The sequence below is a fragment of the Pseudoalteromonas sp. SR45-6 genome, assembly GCF_014163545.1.
GTDB lineage: Bacteria > Pseudomonadota > Gammaproteobacteria > Enterobacterales > Alteromonadaceae > Pseudoalteromonas > Pseudoalteromonas rhizosphaerae.
Genome location: NZ_JACJDM010000006.1, coordinates 22624 through 39942, shown reverse-complemented (window position 1 = coordinate 39942; position 17319 = coordinate 22624). Strand labels below are relative to the sequence as shown.

Genomic DNA, 17319 nt, shown 5'->3' with positions numbered 1-17319 from the left:
TAGTTAAAGGAGAAAATTTGGTGAGCAACAACAAACACACCCTTGTTGTAGAAGGTGGTGCAATGCGCGGCATATTTGCCACCGGCGTACTTGATGCGTTCTTAGGGGCACAATACCAACCATTTAATCGCTGCTTTGGTGTTTCTGCTGGGGCAACTAATATTGCGGCTTATTTATGCCAACAAGCTAAACGTAATCATAAAGTGATCACTGATTATTCATGTCGACCCGAGTTTATTAATTTAGCGCGCTTTATCCGTGGCGGACATTTATTTGACTTAGATTGGTTATGGCAAACCACCATGGCTGATATTCGTTTAGATCTTGGCACATTTGCAACACAGAACTGTGAATTTTATATTGTCGCTACCGATATAGACACAGCATCAGCGCAATATTTAAAAGCGACAGCAGAGCAAATGGAGCAACAGTTAAAAGCCTCCTGTGCGATTCCTATTGCTTATCGAGATTACCCAGTCATAGATGGTGTTGCCATGACCGATGGCGGTGTGGCTGATTCAATTCCGATCCGAAAAGCCTATCAAATGGGAGCTGAAGAAATCACGGTCGTTTTATCACAACCACTTGGATATCGTAAAAAAACCAGTAAGGCCCCATGGTTTACACGCCGCATTTATAAAAACCACCCGGCACTTGCCAGTGCATCTTTAGCGCGAGCTGATAACTATAATGCCAGTATTGCGTTTATTCATAATCCACCTGCAGACTGTAAAATAAATATCATCGCACCACCGGCTGACTTTAACGTTGGCCGCACCACTAAAAACTATCAAAAGCTCAGCGATGGTTACCAAATGGGGATTGTGGCTGCACAGCAACATTTGCAAAGCATACAGCTATAGAACAATGATTTTATCTATAAAAAAGTGTATGGCAGCTTATTTTTTTTGCTGATGTTGTCACAAAACTGCGCGAACCAAACCTTGTGAAAACGAATAAATTTAGACTGTACCTTGTCATTCGTACTCTATTAATAACAAGGTACACTCATTACAGTGTTATATTTTAAACTCATTTACTTGTTGTTGTAACATACTTGCGAGTAAGGCCAACTCCTGTGATGCTTGTGCGTTTTGCTGTGAACTTTCACTCACTGATGCAATACTAGAACTAAACTCGTTGATGTTACTACTTAATTCATTGGCCACCATTTTTTGCTCTTCAGTGGCTGTTGACACTTGCGTGTTCATATCGGCAATTTCGGTTACCTCTTGATTTATTTCAGTTAAAACTTGTGATGAATATTCTGCATGATCAACACTTTCTTGTGCACTACTTTCAGCGTTGCCCATAGCAACAACAGCTTGTTGAGCCATACCTTGTAGCTTGCTGATCATTTCATTAATACTCGCTGTGGCTTTTTGGGTATTATGAGCAAGCTGCCTTACTTCATCGGCAACAACAGCAAAACCACGACCAGAATCCCCTGCTCTTGCGGCTTCAATCGCAGCATTTAAAGCCAGTAAGTTAGTTTGCTCTGCAACGCCTTGGATCATCATTACAACCTGATTTATATCATTTGTTTGTGTATTAAGATCGTTTATTAATTGTGTATTTGTATTTACTAACTTAGATAACGTTTGGATTGAGCTAATATTATCAGCAACGGCTTGCTGCCCTTGTTGTGCTTTACTATCTGCATTAGTGGCTTTTTCTGATGTGGCCATCGCATTTTGTGCCACTTGTTCAATCGCACTACTCATTTGCGTAATGGCTGTCGCAATCATTGTAGACTGTTGCTCTTGCTCTGTGGCTGTTGAGGCCACTTGCTCACTAATTGAGTTCATTTCTTCTGCCGCAGAAGATAAAGTTAACGTCGCCCCAGATACATCGGTTACTAAAGTATGTATACGTGACAACATATTATTAAAGTTTCGCGCAGTATCTGCAATTTCATCTTCACCAAGTACATTGGCTCGTATTCGCAAGTCAGCATTATTTGCAATTTGCGTAATGGTATCGCGCAGCGCCATCAATGGATTTTGAATTGAACGATAAATAAAATAAGCAATGGCTAACAACAAAAAAATCAACAGTGCTACTGATAATTTCATCACTAGACTTACTAACGCAAAGTTTTCGTCGGCTTGTTTTTTAAAGTGATTCGCTTCATTTAATTGCAGCTCTATTAAAGCTTGATAGCTCGCACTTAACGGATCGAATACATCATATAGATCAGTAACAAACTGCTGTTGAGAGAGTGACTGGAAATCCCCATTGCGTATTTTATTCAACAAATTTTTGAGGTGCGCTTGAACTGGCTTAAGTTTTTGTTCAACAGTATTTACTAAGCTTTTTTCTTCACTGATTAAGTCTGTACTAAGGTAAGTATTCCATTCTTTATCGGCTGTATTTTGAGACTGCTGTACTGCCGCTAATAAATCATTTTGGCTTATAGTCCCGGCTCTAAATTTATGAAGTAAATCAACAATATTAACTGCGTAGTTATCTGACACTGTTTTTATCTGTTTCAATGGTACGATACGGTTTTCATATAAACTGTCAATTCCTTTGACTAACCCTCCCATAGTACTAATTGAATATATGGCAGTAATCGTAAATATTACAACAGGTAAAAGCGCTAATACAATTAAACGGGAACGGACCAAATAATTATTTAACATAGTATTCCAAAGCTACATCTTTAATATTTACAAGTATAATACGTAATTCAAAAGCCTCTACGTTTTTATAATATTTTTTGCAAAAATAAGGTATTATAATTTTGCTATACTAGAGTCATAAAATTTTAAGTTATAGCTCAATGATGAAATTGTATAATTTTGGCGTGCTCTGGTTATTGTTATTGCCTCTGGCGTTTACTAGCTTTGTACACGCAAATGAAGCAATCGTTAATCTTCATTTAGCCAGCCCCAGCAACACCGATACCCCTCGTAATCACTATATTCATGCGCTGTTAACGCTCGCCTTTGCTGAGCAAGGAAAACAGGTTAATTTTATATACTCCATTAGACCAATGAATAAAAAACGCGTGGTGGAAGAGTTGTCAAAAGCAAGCAGTATTAATTTAGCTTGGCTATCGCTCCCTGCTACTAGCTACCCAGATTTACATCATACCTCATTGTCAATTTACCAAGGTTTACACGGCAAGCGATTACTAATAATTAATAAAAATCAACAACCGCGCTTCGCTGAAATATCAACTTCAGCACAGCTTAAGCCTTTAATCGCATTACAAAAGCAAAGTTGGTCTGATTATGATGTACTTATCCGCAATGGCTTCACTGTTAATGGTGAGCTAGATTATAAAGGCATGACTAGAGCACTCGAGACAGGTTTGGCAGATTATTTTCCTCGCTCGGTATCAGCTATTGCCGCTGAGGTGACTAAACTGCAGCATCAAAACTTAATGATTGAACCAACGATCATGTTGCAATACCCGAGTCATTATTATTTTTACACTCATAAACAAAACGATGCTTTACTAATGGAGTTAGAGGCAGGGTTACTAAAACTTCAAAAAAACGGTAAGTTTGCGCAGCTTTATCAACAATTTTTTGGTGAAAAAGAACGAGATCTCGCATTATCATCGAGAAAAGTTTTTCACCTAAATTAGCGACACCATAGCTCACATTACTTATTGCGAGCTAACAACTAAGTCAGTTCACAATAGGGTCAAGCACCCTAATAAAGTAAATACTTAAATTAAGATTGAACTCGCCCAATCCAATTTTGTAAGCTAGCTTATAACTATAGATGAAGGCATCCGCTTGTTTTGCCCTATATACTGAATACTCTCATGGATAAGGTCTTATTATGATGCGTAAATTGTGGCAGGTAGTCGTTTATCTGATGATATTTTGTGTTGGCTTTGTTGCGGGGTTATACACACTGCCAATTTTAACGGCCCCACCATCCCCCAGCAAACTTGAGCTAGCCACACATGCTCAGCAAGCACTTTATAGTGGTGAATTCAAAGCTGACCTCGCAGGCTCCGATGCTTTGCATTATGGTAACGGCCAAGTCAGATTAACCAATGCAATGATCTCTTTTGATGGCACCTTGAGCCCAGGCCCAGATTACCAACTTTATTTAGCTAATCGCTTTATTGATAATGAAGCCGATTTTTTAGCCTATAAAGGCACAATGACAAGGGTTGCAAGCATAAATACATTCGATGGTTTTATAATTAAGGTGCCAGCCGATATTAATATTGCACGCTTTAACACTGTTATTGTGTGGTGTGAGAGTTTTGAACAATTTATAACCGCGGCTCAGTACCAATGAACAAGTACTGGGAAACAACTGCTTTAAAAGCAACAGAGAGTTGCGGCACAGACTATTTACCAGTTTACTTATTATAAAAACACTATCAGCCAACGAACTTAGCGGGTCGGTTCAAAACCATCATAGTGTGGGATATCAGCATTTATTTGCTCCCAATTCGCTTTTGAGCTGACAAAATTATGACTAATTGGCCGCTCTGTAATATCACTATCGAGTATACCCAGACGCAACCTTAGTCTGCTTATATCATCAAGGTTTTCACTGTAAATTGGGCTACCGCATGCACTACAAAAATAGCGGATACGCCCTGGTTTAAATTCAAAGCTGCTTAACCACTCATTGCCTTTGGTTACTTTAAAGTCAACACGAGAGATAAATCCATTGGTTGCAAATGCAGTGCCACTGGCTTTACGACACAACGAGCAGTGGCAATGAATAATGCTCTGGATCGGGCCATCAATTTGCACTGTGACCTTGTTACACAAACAACTTCCTTGATACATGCTAAAACTCTTTAAAAAAATAAGCCTAAATACTAGCACAATTTTTTATCCAAAAAAGCCGCCTTTGGAGAGGGCGGCTTGGGTGAACAAACAGCTATGGGTGGGAGCTGTTATATCAAGAGACTATAATTTTATTTATGCTACGCGTTGCTCTTCACTAGGTGTTTGACGAATTAAGTAATCAAATGCCCCTAGGCTTGCTGTTGCACCACTGCCCATCGCAATGATGATTTGCTTAAATGGTGTGGTCGTTGCATCTCCCGCAGCATATACTCCCGCTAAAGATGTCGCTCCTTTTGCATCTATTATTATTTCGCCAAACTGACTGAGTTCAACATTACTGTCTTTTAACCATTCAGTGTTAGGTATTAAGCCAATTTGCACAAATATACCGGCTAAGTTTAACTGTTTGTTCTCACCTGAGGTGCGGTCAGTATAGCTTAAGCCCGTCACTTTTTTACCATCACCGAGTACTTCTGTAGTCTGGGCATTCTTAATAATGGTGATATTCTCTAAGCTATTGGCTTTACGAATAAGGACGTCATCGGCGCGTAACGTATCTGCAAATTCAAGTACCGTAACGTGCTCAACAATATTAGCTAAATCAATTGCCGCTTCTATACCCGAATTACCACCACCAATAACGGCAACAGGTTTGCCTTTAAATAACGGTCCATCACAATGTGGACAATACGCTACACCATGACCACGGTATTGTTGTTCACCAGCTACGTTCATTTCACGCCAGCGAGCGCCCGTTGCCAGTACTAACGATTTAGTACTGAGCACAGCTCCGTTTTCAAGCGTGATTTCATAACCATTTTTATAACTAAGAGCGACGGCTCGTTGATTATGCATGACATCTACATCGTACTCTTTAACATGCTCTTCAAGCTGAGCTACGAGCTTAGGCCCCTCGGTTGCTTTAATAGATATAAAATTTTCGATTGCTAGCGTATCAGCTACTTGTCCACCAAACCGGTCAGCAACAATGCCCGTATTTAAGCCCTTACGTGCTGAATAAATTGCTGCAGATGCACCAGCAGGACCACCACCTACGACAAGCACATCAAATTGTGATTTTTCATTGAGAGAAGCGGCTTGGCGCTCTGCCCCTTTACTATCAACTTTATTTAAAATATCAGTTAAGCTCATCGCACCTTGGCTAAAGGGCTGGCCATTTAAGTACACCGCGGGTACTGCAAGTATATTTCGCTGCTCTACTTCATCTTGAAATAATGCCCCATCAATCATAGTTGCTTTGATGTTGCTATTATTAGCAGCCATTAAATTAAGCGCTTGTACGACTTGCGGGCATGTTTGGCAACTTAATGAAATATACACTTCAAACTCAAGTGGCTGAGTCAGTGACTTGATTTGGTCAAGATCTGCAGCCGACGCCTTACTCGGATGCCCGCCCGTATGTAACAACGCTAATACCAAACTGGTAAACTCATGCCCCATCGGCACACCAGCAAAGGTAATTTGGCTATCTCGAATAGGTGAAGATACCGTTATTGATGGACGGCGTACGCCACTATCTGGATTATCTCGCACCAAAAATTTGTCGCTCAACGACGCAATATCGTTGGCTAAATTGTCAATTTCTATTGATTTTTTGCTGTCATCCAAGGCGATAAGTAGCTCAACAGGATCAGCAATAGCTGCAAAGTGACTTTTTAATTGATTTTTAATGTTGGTATCTAACATGACTTACCCTTGTTTTAGCAAAAATGCCCATCATCACGCTAATGTGCTTAATAAAATTGTGATGATGAGCCTTCAAGCATATTAATGCTTTGTAATAGTAGATTTAAATTTTGCCAACTAAATCAAGCGATGGTGCTAATGTTTCTTCACCTGGCTGCCAAGAAGCCGGACATACTTCACCATCATGAGTCGCAATGTATTGTGCCGCTTGTACTTTACGTACTAGTTCTTTGGCACTACGGCCAATACCTAAATCATGTGTTTCAATGATTTTGATTTCGCCCTCAGGGTTCATTACAAACGTACCGCGAAGTGCTAGGCCTTCGTCTTCGATCATTACACCAAAGTTACGTGTAATACGTCCTGTTGGGTCACCGATCATAGGGTAAGTAATTTTACCAATAGTGTCTGATGTATCGTGCCATGCTTTGTGAGTAAAGTGAGTATCAGTCGATACGGAGTAAACCTCTACACCCATTTCTTGTAATTGCGCGTAGTGATCTGCAACATCACCCAGTTCCGTAGGACATACAAAGGTAAAATCAGCTGGGTAGAAAAAGAAAATAGACCACTTACCTAAAACATCTTGTTCTGATAGTTCAACAAAATCACCATTGTGGTAAGCCGTTGCATTGAAAGGTTGTAATTTAGTGTTAATTAATGAAGTGCTCATAGTATTCCTCATTTGTTTATTTAAAGTGTAAACAACGCAGGTTGCTGCGTTGGCTTGAGTAATACAATAAGGTGTAAATAAAAATTAATAAAATTGATTGTTTAGATTAATTCAATCGATTTTATTGACTGAAGCGGTCATTGTCATCTGGACAGATAGGGCTAAAGCTTTTTTTGCGTCTAATGTTACAATGCTCACTGAAAAATATCGCGAATACGTATTTTTAGTTAATTTTGGGGTAAGCCATGAATAAATTCATCAATCATATCCAGTTAGGCTATTTAGGCTTATTGCCCTTTTTAGCGTGTGTCGGTTGGCCGTTATTAGTCGGTAGTAATAACTTTAATATGCAGTTTTTTACTTTTTATAGTATTGCAATTTTGGCTTTTATGAGTGGTAACTTATGGCACGCTGGACAACAGAGTTATCGAGATGCGATTAAGGCTATACTACCGATTTTACCGCTTGGCTTTTTAGCTTTTTTACCACAACACATAACCTTGGCTTGGTTAGCGGTTAGTTTTTGGCTGGTATTACTATTTGAAAAAACCAGCCCGCAATGGCAAAGCTACCATGCTGATTATCAAAAAATGCGCTTTGTATTAACCTCAGTGGTGTTTGTTTGCCATATATTAGTAATAGGCATTAGTTTATACCCTAACTAGCTCGCCCTTTAAAACGGATTAATGTACCATCCGTGCACTGCTTTTTGAGGAACTAAAATGATAGACCAATTGCGCCAACAGCTTGATCAACTCGGTGAAAACTATGTTGAGAAAAGCGCTCAATTCAAAATTAAAGTGATCCCTTTTTTTTGTGCTATTCAAATCAAGAAAGATCATAAGAGTGAAGGCCGATTATCGTTTTATTCTAATCAATGGCTTGAAATTGCACTCGTGGTACTCTTTTTACTGTTTGGCTTAATGCTCTTCGATCCTGACGCAGGCTTTACTCATGGCCCTATTCATATTGCGTTTGCAGTATTAATCACGTTTAATTTAATTATCAAACAAATCGCGATTGAAGGACTAAAGACTCGCTTAGCGTTTTTACGTTTAATTGATCATGATGCTAAAAACACACCACTAGAATAATTGAATTAATGTATTTAAATCCTAATTGGCGGATCCTTACCGTTGGCGATGGCGACTTATCGTTTTCTCATGCTTTATCTACTGATCTAAAGCCGGCCAAGTTAGTTGCTTCTACCTATGATAGTGCAGCCACGATCACCTCCAAATATGCTGATAACGCACTAAATGCACTGCAAGATCATCACATTACGGTACTTGATAGTTTTGATGTGACTGACCCACAAGCCTGGCAACGCTTAAATGGCGAGCTATTTGATGTGGTGATTTTTCAATTTCCGCTTATTCCTGCTTTTGTCGGGGAGAGTGCTTATCGTGAAAACACCCAAACAACCAGTATGAACACCCTCAACCGGGCTTTGCTACACCAATATATTAAATATGCCACCAGCTATGCTCTTGATAACAATGGCCCAATGTTGTGCTACATCACCTCAAAAGATGTTAAACCATATCGTGAGTGGAATATTGAAGGCAGCTTAAATTATGGCTTAGCATCACTCTATATCGGCCAAATGCCATTTGATATCAGTCCTTTCCCTGGCTATAAAATCCGTAATGTTGATCGTGACAAACACGTAAAAGACACCAGTGGCACCACTTATGTATTCAGCCCCAAAGAAACGACTGAACTCCATAATCGATTAACTATACCAAGCTACTTAGCAGTTGATAGCTGTTCGCTGTGCCGAGTAGGTCCATTTCAAGCCAGTGAAGATAAACAAAAACACCTATTAGCTAAAAAGCACCAACAAATGTTAGGCTTTGAGGCAGACTGGCAAGCTTGGCTTGCACAATTCAACAATCAGGAGTGACCATGAATTTTGTGATAGTCGGCACTAATTTTATTAGCGATACTTTACTTGCAGCGGCTAAAACAGTCAGTGAGTTTTCATTATATGGCGTATGTTCGCGAGCCGAACAAAGCGGTCATGCATTTTTAGCTAAGCACGCTATAAAAAATGCAAAAGTATTTACGACTATTGAGCAAGTATGCAGCGACGACAGTGTAGACGCTGTATATATAGCAGCCCCCAATAGTTTGCATAAAAGCTATGCTGTGGCCTGTTTAAATGCAGGAAAACACGTGTTAGGTGAAAAACCTGCAGCAGCAAATAGCCAAGAATTAGCCGCGATAGTGGACGCAGCAAAACAAAATAATCGCCTTTATATGGAAGCGATGATGACCACTCACTTGCCTAACTTTGCCGTTTTACAACAAGCCATTGCCAAAATTGGGACGCCACGTAAATACATAGGTCAGTATAGTCAATATTCATCACGCTATGATAAATACAAAAATGGTGAGCGCCCTAACACCTTTTTGCCAGCATTCGCTAATGGTGCGCTCGTCGATTTAGGGGTTTATCCGCTATATATCTTGATTGCACTTTGGGGTGCACCAAACACGGTAAAAGCCAGTGGAGTATTACTTGAAACAGGGGTAGATGGTGCTGGTGATGTATTACTAAATTATAGTGATAAGCAAGCAGTGATCAGTTATTCAAAAATATCTCAAGGTGATAATTTTACAGAAATCCAAGGTGAGCTGGGCCGTATCAGAATTGAAGCCGTTTCGTTATTAAAACAGATACAATTTATTGCTAATGATGGCAGTGTTGAAGAATTATCACAGCCATTTGATGAACACTTTATGCGCCACGAAGTTGCCCATTTCATTACAATTGCCAACGCAGGACAACTCGAATCACCTATCAATACCCATCAACTAAGTATCAATGTGATGGCTGTACTTGATAAAGCAAGACAGCAACTTGGTGTTATTTATCCAGCCGACCGACTATAAGCTACAAAATATTATTCACGCAAAACAACGCCTCAATGCTTTGAGGCTTGTCAATGTTGTTGTCACTTTTATCATACTCTTGCAATCTGCTCACTAATTTAATGCGTATCCAAATCTTCCTAGTTTGCAAATAAAATTCATGAATTCTTTAGTTAATTGAAATTATATTCTATAGTTATTTAGCATTATTATTAAATCGCATCAGAGGCAATTTTGACAATAAGATTAATGCTAAGAACTGTTTTTGCTCTAGCAATCACAATTGCAGCAGGGCTACTCATTATCATATTACTGTTAAAAACAGGATTATCTGATAGTCAACAATCAGCTCAGCAACGCTATCAGCTAAGTCATTTTGCTAAGCTGTCGGCCTCCAACTCTATCGAGCTAACAGAACTCGCCCGACAATATGTTGTCACCCTACAACCTAGCTATAGAAAACAATACTATGAACTTGTAAATCAAATTGAAGGAACTGAACCCTGGTTAGACGGTCGTAAAAAATCTTATATTGATCGCTTAAAAGAATTTAATGTAAATGAACAAGAACTTGCTTTGCTAAATAAATCTAACTCGCTCTCTTTGCAGTTAGTCAACACTGAAGAACAAGCTTTTCAATTGGTAAGTAGTTTTGCTGGGCAATCACCATCATTATTAAATACGAGCGAATCAAAACAGTGGGTACAGGCAATAGGACTGCTAACCGATAAGGGATATATGGATGAAGTAGCTAAAATACAGACACCGGTGCAAGAATTTTTAGCTGCGGTAGAAAACAGCAGCTTGCAAGAAGTAATGAATAATAACAATCGTGTTGCTAATTTAAGCCTTATTAGTATTGTGATGGTATTAGTTATAATCACTATTTTAATTTTATGCTACTTACAGCTTGAGAAGCGCGTAATAAAGACAACCACGCTATTAGTCAATGAAGCACAACGAATCGCCAATGGTGATTTAACGCATAAAATTGCTCACTCCGGTAACGATGAAATTGCAGAGTTATCAGCCAGTTTTAATATTATGATCGATAAACTATCTACCTTACTGTCAGAAATTAACTCGCAATCCCAACAAGCCCAAATTGCTGCAAACGAGCTAGATTCTATTGCACAGCAGGCAAGACAGCTTAATGACGAGCAGAGTCAAGCAATTGAGGTGATCTCAAGTTCAGTATATGAAAACTCCACCGCCGTCAAAGAAGTATCAAAAAACTGCTCTGAAGCGGCTCAAAACGCAGGAGATGCAGATGCTAAAACACAAGCAGGGATCGATGTCGTTAATCAGAGTATTCATTCTGTCGAATCGGTTGCTGAAATATTAACCGAGTCAATTAATGATTTAAATGATCTCGAATCTTCAGTTAACGAAGTAGCGGTGATCTTAAATGTGATCAGCAATATTGCTGAACAAACTAATCTATTAGCACTTAATGCTGCAATTGAGGCCGCACGAGCTGGCGAACAAGGTCGAGGTTTTGCCGTCGTTGCCGACGAGGTAAGGACATTAGCGAGCAGAACACAAAGCTCAACAGTTGAGATACAACAAAAAATCAATAGCTTACAGTCTGCAAGTAACGCTGTAACCGAACGGATCCGTAGCAGTGATACGCGGGTTAAAGACGCAGTATCAAACTCAGAAAAAGTGGGCTCAATGCTCAAAGAAATAAGCACCCAAGTGCGCTTAATTTCAGATGCAAACCGAACCATTGCAGCTGCATCCGAGCAACAAGCACAAGTAACCGAAGATATAGCTGAACGCTTAACTGGTATTCAAGATGCCAGTATGCAGTCGAAGTCGCAAACCGCACAAATTTCGTCTTCGTCTAGTGAACTCGCGCAAGTTGCGATTAATTTAAATACACAAATAAATAAGTTTAAATTAAGTTAACGGATCTCTGGATTAAAAACCTCAGGCTTTTATACAGCAACAGCCTAAGGTTTTAGAGTAGCTAAAAACGATAAGTAACTGAAGCACCTAATGTTTGTGGGCTAACAACAGAGACATAACCAGTTGGATACCTGCCACTTACAGGCTCTACACTGGTATAACCTTGTTCATCAAAGGCATTATTAATATAAGCGCTAATTAACCAATTCATTGTGTCATAGCTTATTGTAGCGCGAGTAATAGTGTAATCACCTGCCATGCGCTCTTCACTGTTAGTAAGATCACCGTAATACTCATCGACATAATTTGCACTGACATTGATTTTAAGGTTGTCAGTAAACCAATGAGACAGACCTAAACTGGCTGTAAATGAAGGGGCTGAATTAAGTTCGTTACCAACCGCTTCAGAATACGTTGTAGATGCGTCAATTTTTGTTTTTAACAATCCTAGACCAGCATGTAACTGCCATTGCTCACCTAACATACTGTAAGCCTCAAGCTCTAAACCATAACTATGAGCGTCATCGATATTAGTAATTCTACGATCTGAACTTAATGCCTGATAACCGTCAAAGTTATTGTAAAAGACATTTGCACTGATATTAATGTCGCCGTTATTTAATACACTACGTGTGCCTACCTCATAGGTATTAACAGTTTCTTCATCATAGTAATAATAATCTTCAGCATTAAAGTCGAGTGCACCACCGCCGGAATTATAACCACGCCGCGCACTGGCTGATAAAGTAGTTGCCTCGGTAACTTTGTATTGAATAGCTAAGGTAGGTAATTTAATAGTATTAGAATCATCTAGCTGTTCAGCTAAGGTATCGCCTCTAAATGCCATGTTAAAGTTACGAAGTTGACTTTCATGTTCAACCCGCAAGCCACCTGTTACTATTAACTTATCTGTTAGGTTGAAGCTTGCCTCTGAGTAAATAGCTATCGAATCACTGCTATCATCACCAAAATAATCTGTTGCTCCAGTACTGTCGAAATCTTGATCTCGATCGAAATAAGCTAAGCCAATAAAACCTGAGTAAAAATCACTACTAAGACCGAAGTTTAATTTACCATCAATGGTAATATTTTTTTCATCCATAGTAACATCAGATTCTGCTGTTGCTAGCGGCTCATAAGCATCAAACGCCCAATGATAATCCATATATGCCACCAGCAGATCCACAGAGAAGTTCTCATCAATCTTATATTCAAAATCGATTTGTGTTGTATCTGAATCTGTATCCATTATACGTTGAAACAGTGGTAAATAATCAGATGGGTTGTCACCTTCATAATAATGACGACCAGAATTTCCTTTTTCACTGTAGTTTGAATAACTTAGTTGAATTGATAGATCATCAAATGGAGTATAAAGTAATTTTGCTCGGGTGCTTGAGGTGTTTAATTTATTTAGATCGCGATCTGTCGGATTTGTTTCATAGACAGTTGGGTTACTGTAAGTTTCACCATCAACATATTGAGTCGATAACCTAAAAGCAAGTACATCTTCAACTAATGCACCGGAAACAACGGCTGCGGTGTCAAGGTAGCTATCTTGATTGCGGTAACCGACTCGCACTGCGCCTTCAAAGTCTTGAGTCGGTGCTTTGGTTGTCATATAAACAGCGCCAGCAATGCTATTACGACCATTACTTGTTGATTGTGGACCTCGATACACTGCTATTTGCTCCATATCCCACAAACCAGTATCACCGGTTAAATCAGCGACAAACGGCTGACCTACACCGTCAACTAACGTTGATACTCGCGCTTTAGAGCCACCACTAAACGAATTAAACCCTGTTGCTCCACCGTTACCTGACACACCACGCATATCAGGAACTGACCCCGTTAACACCACTACATTCGCCATTTCTGCAAGCGCTTCTGAAACAGATGCTAGCTGACCATTTTCTAATAACGACTTATCGACGACCGCAACTGAGGTAATAGTGTCTTTAAGTGATTTTGCTATTTTTTCACCCGTAACAACGATAGTATCGATTGATTCGCGATTACCCTCATCATCTGCTAATACCTGAGCTTGAGTAAATAACAGCGCGCTGGCAATAAGCAGTGAAAGCTTATTGCGTTTAAATAAAGCAGCCAAAATAATTTCCTTTTTTTGAGACATTTTAAATTGCGCGAAAAAATACCATATCAACTACAGTATTGCAATTGAGTTTACTTATCATTTAGAATGGCATTAAAAATAAACTATTATTGCTCTTATGTCTCAATTTACCGTTATTGTTATCTTACTCATTGCTATAACTGTGCTCTACTGCAGTAATCGCCATCAAAGATTACTTACTAAACCTATTTCTAAACACTGGCGTACACTTGCGCTAATGCTGTTTATAACTGCAATTATCATTTCTTTTTCTACACTGTCTAAATTAGCAGCAAGCTTCTTTATTATTTTAATACTGATGCTCGCTTTAATGGTCATGCCATTTGCAAGCTTAATTAAAGTGAAAGGGCTAAGAAATGACATCTGAGCAAAGACAAAAAATTCAACCAACTTGGCTTGGTAAAAGTTTAGCTGGTGTATTGCTGGGTTTAGCGCTGGCTTATATTCTGATTGCTTTTTTTGCTTGGTACGGCCCAGGCGGAATTGATGCCCAAGACAAGGTTCAATTTAATATGTGGATGATCCCGATTTTATGGCTCACGCTCTTTAGTTTTACTTATTTATTTAATTCAGCGAGGCAAGCTTGGCTCATACTCGGTGGAGCAAATGTTATTTTGTATAGTTTATTTTTGCTGTTAAGGGGTGGATTATGAAAGTAAGAGCCGATATTTTACGCACCTACCAAGGTGTGCATACATGGACGGGGATCATTGCAGGTTTAGTACTTTTCATCGGCTTTTATGCTGGTAGTTTGACCATGTTTAAACATGAAATCCAACAATGGGCAGAGCCAACTACTGCACCACTTACCGATCCCACTACTACAAACTATCAAAGCTTAGTCGACAAAGCCATCACTGTTTATCCTGAGCAAATGGCAAAAGGTTTTGAACTCGACCTTTTAACAACAGCTGCGCCACTGTCGTGGTATACACAAGGTCAAGCTCGTGGCATGCACCTAGATAATCAACAGCAAACAGCATATCTTGATGAAGATCAAAAGCTGATAATTGCTGATCAAGCAGAACATAAACTTGCTGATTTAATCGATTACCTACACCGTACCGCAGGCTTTATTGGTGAAATTGGCCACGACCAATCTGGCGTTTACATTCTTGGTATTGCTGCAGGACTGTATTTTTTAGCCTTGGTGTCCGGTGTAATTATCCTTTTACCAACACTGGTAAAAACATTTTTTGCGCTGCGAAAAGAAAAAGGCCCGAGTCGCTTTTGGTTAGATAGCCATAACCTTATTGGCGTTGCGAGTTTGCCCTTTCATTTGATCATTGCGTTTACTGTTATTGTATTTGCTTTTCACGACTTAATTTATGATGGTTTGGCCCAGTTTTATGGTGACAAACCACTATTTGAGCGTCCCCCAACCGCAACACACGCTTATAACATCAGCGAACTGAAACGTATTGATACACAAATACTAGCGGCTAAGGGCTATGCTACAGGCTATGAGCCAATACATATTAGCTACAGTCGATTGAATTTAGCGTCCCCTTCCGCTGTATTTAAAATGAGTAATGATTCTGCAGTGGTACGTGGACCTGATACGGATTATTTATTTATGAACCCGTATACTTTAGAGATCAGCGGATCAACTTACCCACAGGGTGAAGAAAGCTTCTGGGGCAATTTTGTCGCGAGTATCTTTTCACTGCATTTTGGAACATATGGCGGTGAGTGGGGTCGCTGGGCTTACTTTATAATGGGACTATTCGGCGCATTGCTTTTTTATTCAGGCAACTTATTATGGATAGACAAACGAATGAAAAAAGATGCAAATAAAACCGGCACACATATTATGGCAAAGTTAACGATTGGCGTGTGTTTAGGATCCATGCTCGCTGTTGTTGCAGTATTATTGTTAGCAAAATGGAGTAACATACTGATAAATAACATTAATAACCATTATATGCAGTGTTATTATGTTGTTTTTTTTATTTCCTTAGCCTACTGCTTTACACTAGGCGCTAACAAAGCAAGCTATACTGGCTTAATAACATTATCGATTTTAACCGTATGTTTACCCATCTCGAGTGTTATTCAAGGCCTGAATAATTTAGCTCTGCTCCCCTATTACGAAAGCTATTCTGTTGATTTTATAGCCACACTTTTCTCAGTTATGTTTTTCTTTATCGCTAAACGCTTAAAGCAAAAACCCCTTAAAGATAAAGTAATTCTGGATCACAAAACAATAGAGTTCATAAGGTAAATAAAGGCTCACGCATTGTTTAATACGTGAGCCTGCATCACTTAATGGCTGCTATTTATCGCAAATATATTAAATTGTTACATTAATCTGTACACTCTGCAGATAATTTCCTTTTTCATTTTTTATACGTTATGTCTCGAGTTATTTCTCCTTTTTTCATTGCTGTTATATGTGTATTACTTGCCATGGTGACTATTCAGTCAGGCGCTTCAATTGCTAAGCAACTATTTCCATTAATTGGCCCTGAAGGGACAACCGCACTTCGTTTAGGTTTTTCAGCAACGATATTGTGCTTAGTGTTTAAACCTTGGCGCGCCTTTCCGCCACTGGGTCAACGCATGCCAATTATTGTTTATGGCTTATGCTTAGGCGGTATGAACATTTTTTTTTACTACGCCATTGCGCGTATTCCATTGGGGATTGCGGTCGCCCTTGAATTTACCGGCCCGTTAGCGGTAGCGCTGCTATCATCGCGACGTAAGCGAGATTTATTTTGGGTCGCCTGTGCCATAGCGGGGATTGTAATGTTGCTCCCGGATATGAAAGGTGAAGAAAGTCTCGATCTACTGGGCGTGATTCTGGCACTGGGTGCTGGTGCATGTTGGGCTGGCTATATCTTATTTGGCAAAAAAACGGGGAATCAAAGCTCTGGCGGGATGACTGTTGCCCTTGGTATGAGTGTCGCGGCGCTTATATTAGTGCCTTATGGTGCTATTTCTCAAGGTGGTGCACTACTAAGCTGGGAAGTGATCCCTTTAGGTTTATTGGTTGCTATTATGTCAAGTGCCCTACCTTATACGCTGGAAATGGTTGCACTGCGTAATATGCCTGCACAAGGGTTTAGTATTATGATGAGCTTAGAGCCCGCTATTGCGGCACTTGCTGGCTTTATAATTTTAGGCGAGTTATTAACTCTTTGGCAATGGTTAGCCATTCTTTTGGTGATAGTTGCATCGGTTGGCAGTTCAATGTCTACAAGTAAAGACAGCAACTAACAAACCAAAAAAGACGTAAA

The 17319-nt window shown here is 39.5% G+C and carries 16 protein-coding genes; 11 read left to right on the top strand and 5 right to left on the bottom strand.

Annotation, left to right across the window (positions count from 1 at the left end; all coding sequences use genetic code 11):
• Window positions 1-17: 17 nt before the first annotated feature.
• The gene (locus tag H5158_RS04565) at window positions 18-863 is read left to right on the top strand and encodes a patatin family protein (RefSeq protein ID WP_259398468.1); all 846 of its coding nucleotides are present in this window, start codon (window positions 18-20) and stop codon (window positions 861-863) included.
• A gap of 156 nt (window positions 864-1019) precedes the next feature.
• Here H5158_RS04565 and H5158_RS04560 read toward each other — a convergent pair whose 3' ends face one another.
• A complete protein-coding gene (locus tag H5158_RS04560) occupies window positions 1020-2645 on the bottom strand; it encodes a methyl-accepting chemotaxis protein (RefSeq protein WP_182739552.1) in 1626 nt (541 codons plus the stop codon).
• Window positions 2646-2785: 140 nt separating this feature from the next.
• Between H5158_RS04560 and H5158_RS04555 the strand changes: the two genes are divergently transcribed.
• Both H5158_RS04555 and H5158_RS04550 read left to right on the top strand, forming a co-directional pair.
• Window positions 2786-3598 (top strand): transporter substrate-binding domain-containing protein, encoded by an 813-nt coding sequence (locus H5158_RS04555; RefSeq protein WP_259398462.1) that lies wholly within the window; start codon window positions 2786-2788, stop codon window positions 3596-3598.
• 200 nt (window positions 3599-3798) lie between these two features.
• Window positions 3799-4269, top strand: coding sequence for a DM13 domain-containing protein (locus H5158_RS04550; protein WP_145234199.1), 471 nt, complete (start codon window positions 3799-3801; stop codon window positions 4267-4269).
• A gap of 98 nt (window positions 4270-4367) precedes the next feature.
• On the opposite strand, the gene H5158_RS04545 is transcribed toward H5158_RS04550, so the two are convergent.
• From H5158_RS04545 to ahpC, 3 genes are all read right to left on the bottom strand, one after another.
• Window positions 4368-4772 carry a GFA family protein gene (locus H5158_RS04545; protein ID WP_182717767.1) on the bottom strand — a complete coding sequence of 135 codons (405 nt, stop codon included), beginning with the start codon at window positions 4770-4772 and terminating at the stop codon, window positions 4368-4370.
• 135 nt (window positions 4773-4907) lie between these two features.
• Entirely contained in the window at window positions 4908-6482 is a 1575-nt protein-coding gene (ahpF, locus tag H5158_RS04540; RefSeq protein ID WP_182717766.1) for an alkyl hydroperoxide reductase subunit F, read from the bottom strand.
• 103 nt (window positions 6483-6585) lie between these two features.
• Window positions 6586-7155, bottom strand: a complete 570-nt coding sequence (gene ahpC, locus H5158_RS04535) for an alkyl hydroperoxide reductase subunit C (RefSeq protein WP_145234205.1) — start codon at window positions 7153-7155, stop codon at window positions 6586-6588.
• Between the two features lie 245 nt (window positions 7156-7400).
• Here ahpC and H5158_RS04530 point away from each other — a divergent pair, with 245 nt between their 5' ends.
• From H5158_RS04530 to H5158_RS04510, 5 genes are all read left to right on the top strand, one after another.
• The gene (locus tag H5158_RS04530; RefSeq protein WP_149980032.1) at window positions 7401-7820 is read left to right on the top strand and encodes a DUF3429 domain-containing protein; all 420 of its coding nucleotides are present in this window, start codon (window positions 7401-7403) and stop codon (window positions 7818-7820) included.
• Between the two features lie 57 nt (window positions 7821-7877).
• Complete coding sequence (locus H5158_RS04525; protein WP_182739551.1) at window positions 7878-8249, top strand: hypothetical protein; 372 nt, start codon at window positions 7878-7880, stop codon at window positions 8247-8249.
• An 8-nt stretch (window positions 8250-8257) separates the two neighbouring features.
• Window positions 8258-9061 (top strand): class I SAM-dependent methyltransferase, encoded by an 804-nt coding sequence (locus tag H5158_RS04520; protein ID WP_182739550.1) that lies wholly within the window; start codon window positions 8258-8260, stop codon window positions 9059-9061.
• A gap of 2 nt (window positions 9062-9063) precedes the next feature.
• On the top strand, window positions 9064-10053 hold the full coding sequence (locus H5158_RS04515) for a Gfo/Idh/MocA family protein (protein ID WP_145234213.1): 990 nt from the start codon (window positions 9064-9066) through the stop codon (window positions 10051-10053).
• Between the two features lie 228 nt (window positions 10054-10281).
• Window positions 10282-11943, top strand: coding sequence for a methyl-accepting chemotaxis protein (locus H5158_RS04510; protein WP_182739549.1), 1662 nt, complete (start codon window positions 10282-10284; stop codon window positions 11941-11943).
• Window positions 11944-12004: 61 nt separating this feature from the next.
• Here H5158_RS04510 and H5158_RS04505 read toward each other — a convergent pair whose 3' ends face one another.
• Window positions 12005-14080: a TonB-dependent receptor gene (locus H5158_RS04505; protein ID WP_182739548.1), complete on the bottom strand. Its 2076-nt coding sequence runs from the start codon at window positions 14078-14080 to the stop codon at window positions 12005-12007.
• Between the two features lie 356 nt (window positions 14081-14436).
• Here H5158_RS04505 and H5158_RS04500 point away from each other — a divergent pair, with 356 nt between their 5' ends.
• From H5158_RS04500 to H5158_RS04490, 3 genes are all read left to right on the top strand, one after another.
• Window positions 14437-14733 carry a hypothetical protein gene (locus H5158_RS04500; RefSeq protein WP_145234221.1) on the top strand — a complete coding sequence of 99 codons (297 nt, stop codon included), beginning with the start codon at window positions 14437-14439 and terminating at the stop codon, window positions 14731-14733.
• Window positions 14730-16304 carry a PepSY domain-containing protein gene (locus H5158_RS04495; protein WP_182739547.1) on the top strand — a complete coding sequence of 525 codons (1575 nt, stop codon included), beginning with the start codon at window positions 14730-14732 and terminating at the stop codon, window positions 16302-16304. The genes H5158_RS04500 and H5158_RS04495 overlap by 4 nt, the downstream gene beginning before the upstream one ends.
• 131 nt (window positions 16305-16435) lie before the next feature.
• Window positions 16436-17299, top strand: coding sequence for a DMT family transporter (locus H5158_RS04490; RefSeq protein WP_182739546.1), 864 nt, complete (start codon window positions 16436-16438; stop codon window positions 17297-17299).
• Window positions 17300-17319 lie beyond the last annotated feature (20 nt).

What these genes read in the sequence shown, in the direction of transcription:
- H5158_RS04560 (WP_182739552.1), bottom strand. Translation starts at nt 2,645, where the DNA reads ATGTTAAATAATTATTTGGTCCGTTCCCGTTTAATTGTATTAGCGCTT.
- H5158_RS04555 (WP_259398462.1), top strand. Translation starts at nt 2,786, where the DNA reads ATGATGAAATTGTATAATTTTGGCGTGCTCTGGTTATTGTTATTGCCT.
- H5158_RS04550 (WP_145234199.1), top strand. Translation starts at nt 3,799, where the DNA reads ATGATGCGTAAATTGTGGCAGGTAGTCGTTTATCTGATGATATTTTGT.
- H5158_RS04545 (WP_182717767.1), bottom strand. Translation starts at nt 4,772, where the DNA reads ATGTATCAAGGAAGTTGTTTGTGTAACAAGGTCACAGTGCAAATTGAT.
- ahpF (WP_182717766.1), bottom strand. Translation starts at nt 6,482, where the DNA reads ATGTTAGATACCAACATTAAAAATCAATTAAAAAGTCACTTTGCAGCT.
- ahpC (WP_145234205.1), bottom strand. Translation starts at nt 7,155, where the DNA reads ATGAGCACTTCATTAATTAACACTAAATTACAACCTTTCAATGCAACG.
- H5158_RS04530 (WP_149980032.1), top strand. Translation starts at nt 7,401, where the DNA reads ATGAATAAATTCATCAATCATATCCAGTTAGGCTATTTAGGCTTATTG.
- H5158_RS04525 (WP_182739551.1), top strand. Translation starts at nt 7,878, where the DNA reads ATGATAGACCAATTGCGCCAACAGCTTGATCAACTCGGTGAAAACTAT.
- H5158_RS04520 (WP_182739550.1), top strand. Translation starts at nt 8,258, where the DNA reads ATGTATTTAAATCCTAATTGGCGGATCCTTACCGTTGGCGATGGCGAC.
- H5158_RS04515 (WP_145234213.1), top strand. Translation starts at nt 9,064, where the DNA reads ATGAATTTTGTGATAGTCGGCACTAATTTTATTAGCGATACTTTACTT.
- H5158_RS04510 (WP_182739549.1), top strand. Translation starts at nt 10,282, where the DNA reads ATGCTAAGAACTGTTTTTGCTCTAGCAATCACAATTGCAGCAGGGCTA.
- H5158_RS04505 (WP_182739548.1), bottom strand. Translation starts at nt 14,080, where the DNA reads ATGTCTCAAAAAAAGGAAATTATTTTGGCTGCTTTATTTAAACGCAAT.
- H5158_RS04500 (WP_145234221.1), top strand. Translation starts at nt 14,437, where the DNA reads ATGACATCTGAGCAAAGACAAAAAATTCAACCAACTTGGCTTGGTAAA.
- H5158_RS04495 (WP_182739547.1), top strand. Translation starts at nt 14,730, where the DNA reads ATGAAAGTAAGAGCCGATATTTTACGCACCTACCAAGGTGTGCATACA.
- H5158_RS04490 (WP_182739546.1), top strand. Translation starts at nt 16,436, where the DNA reads ATGTCTCGAGTTATTTCTCCTTTTTTCATTGCTGTTATATGTGTATTA.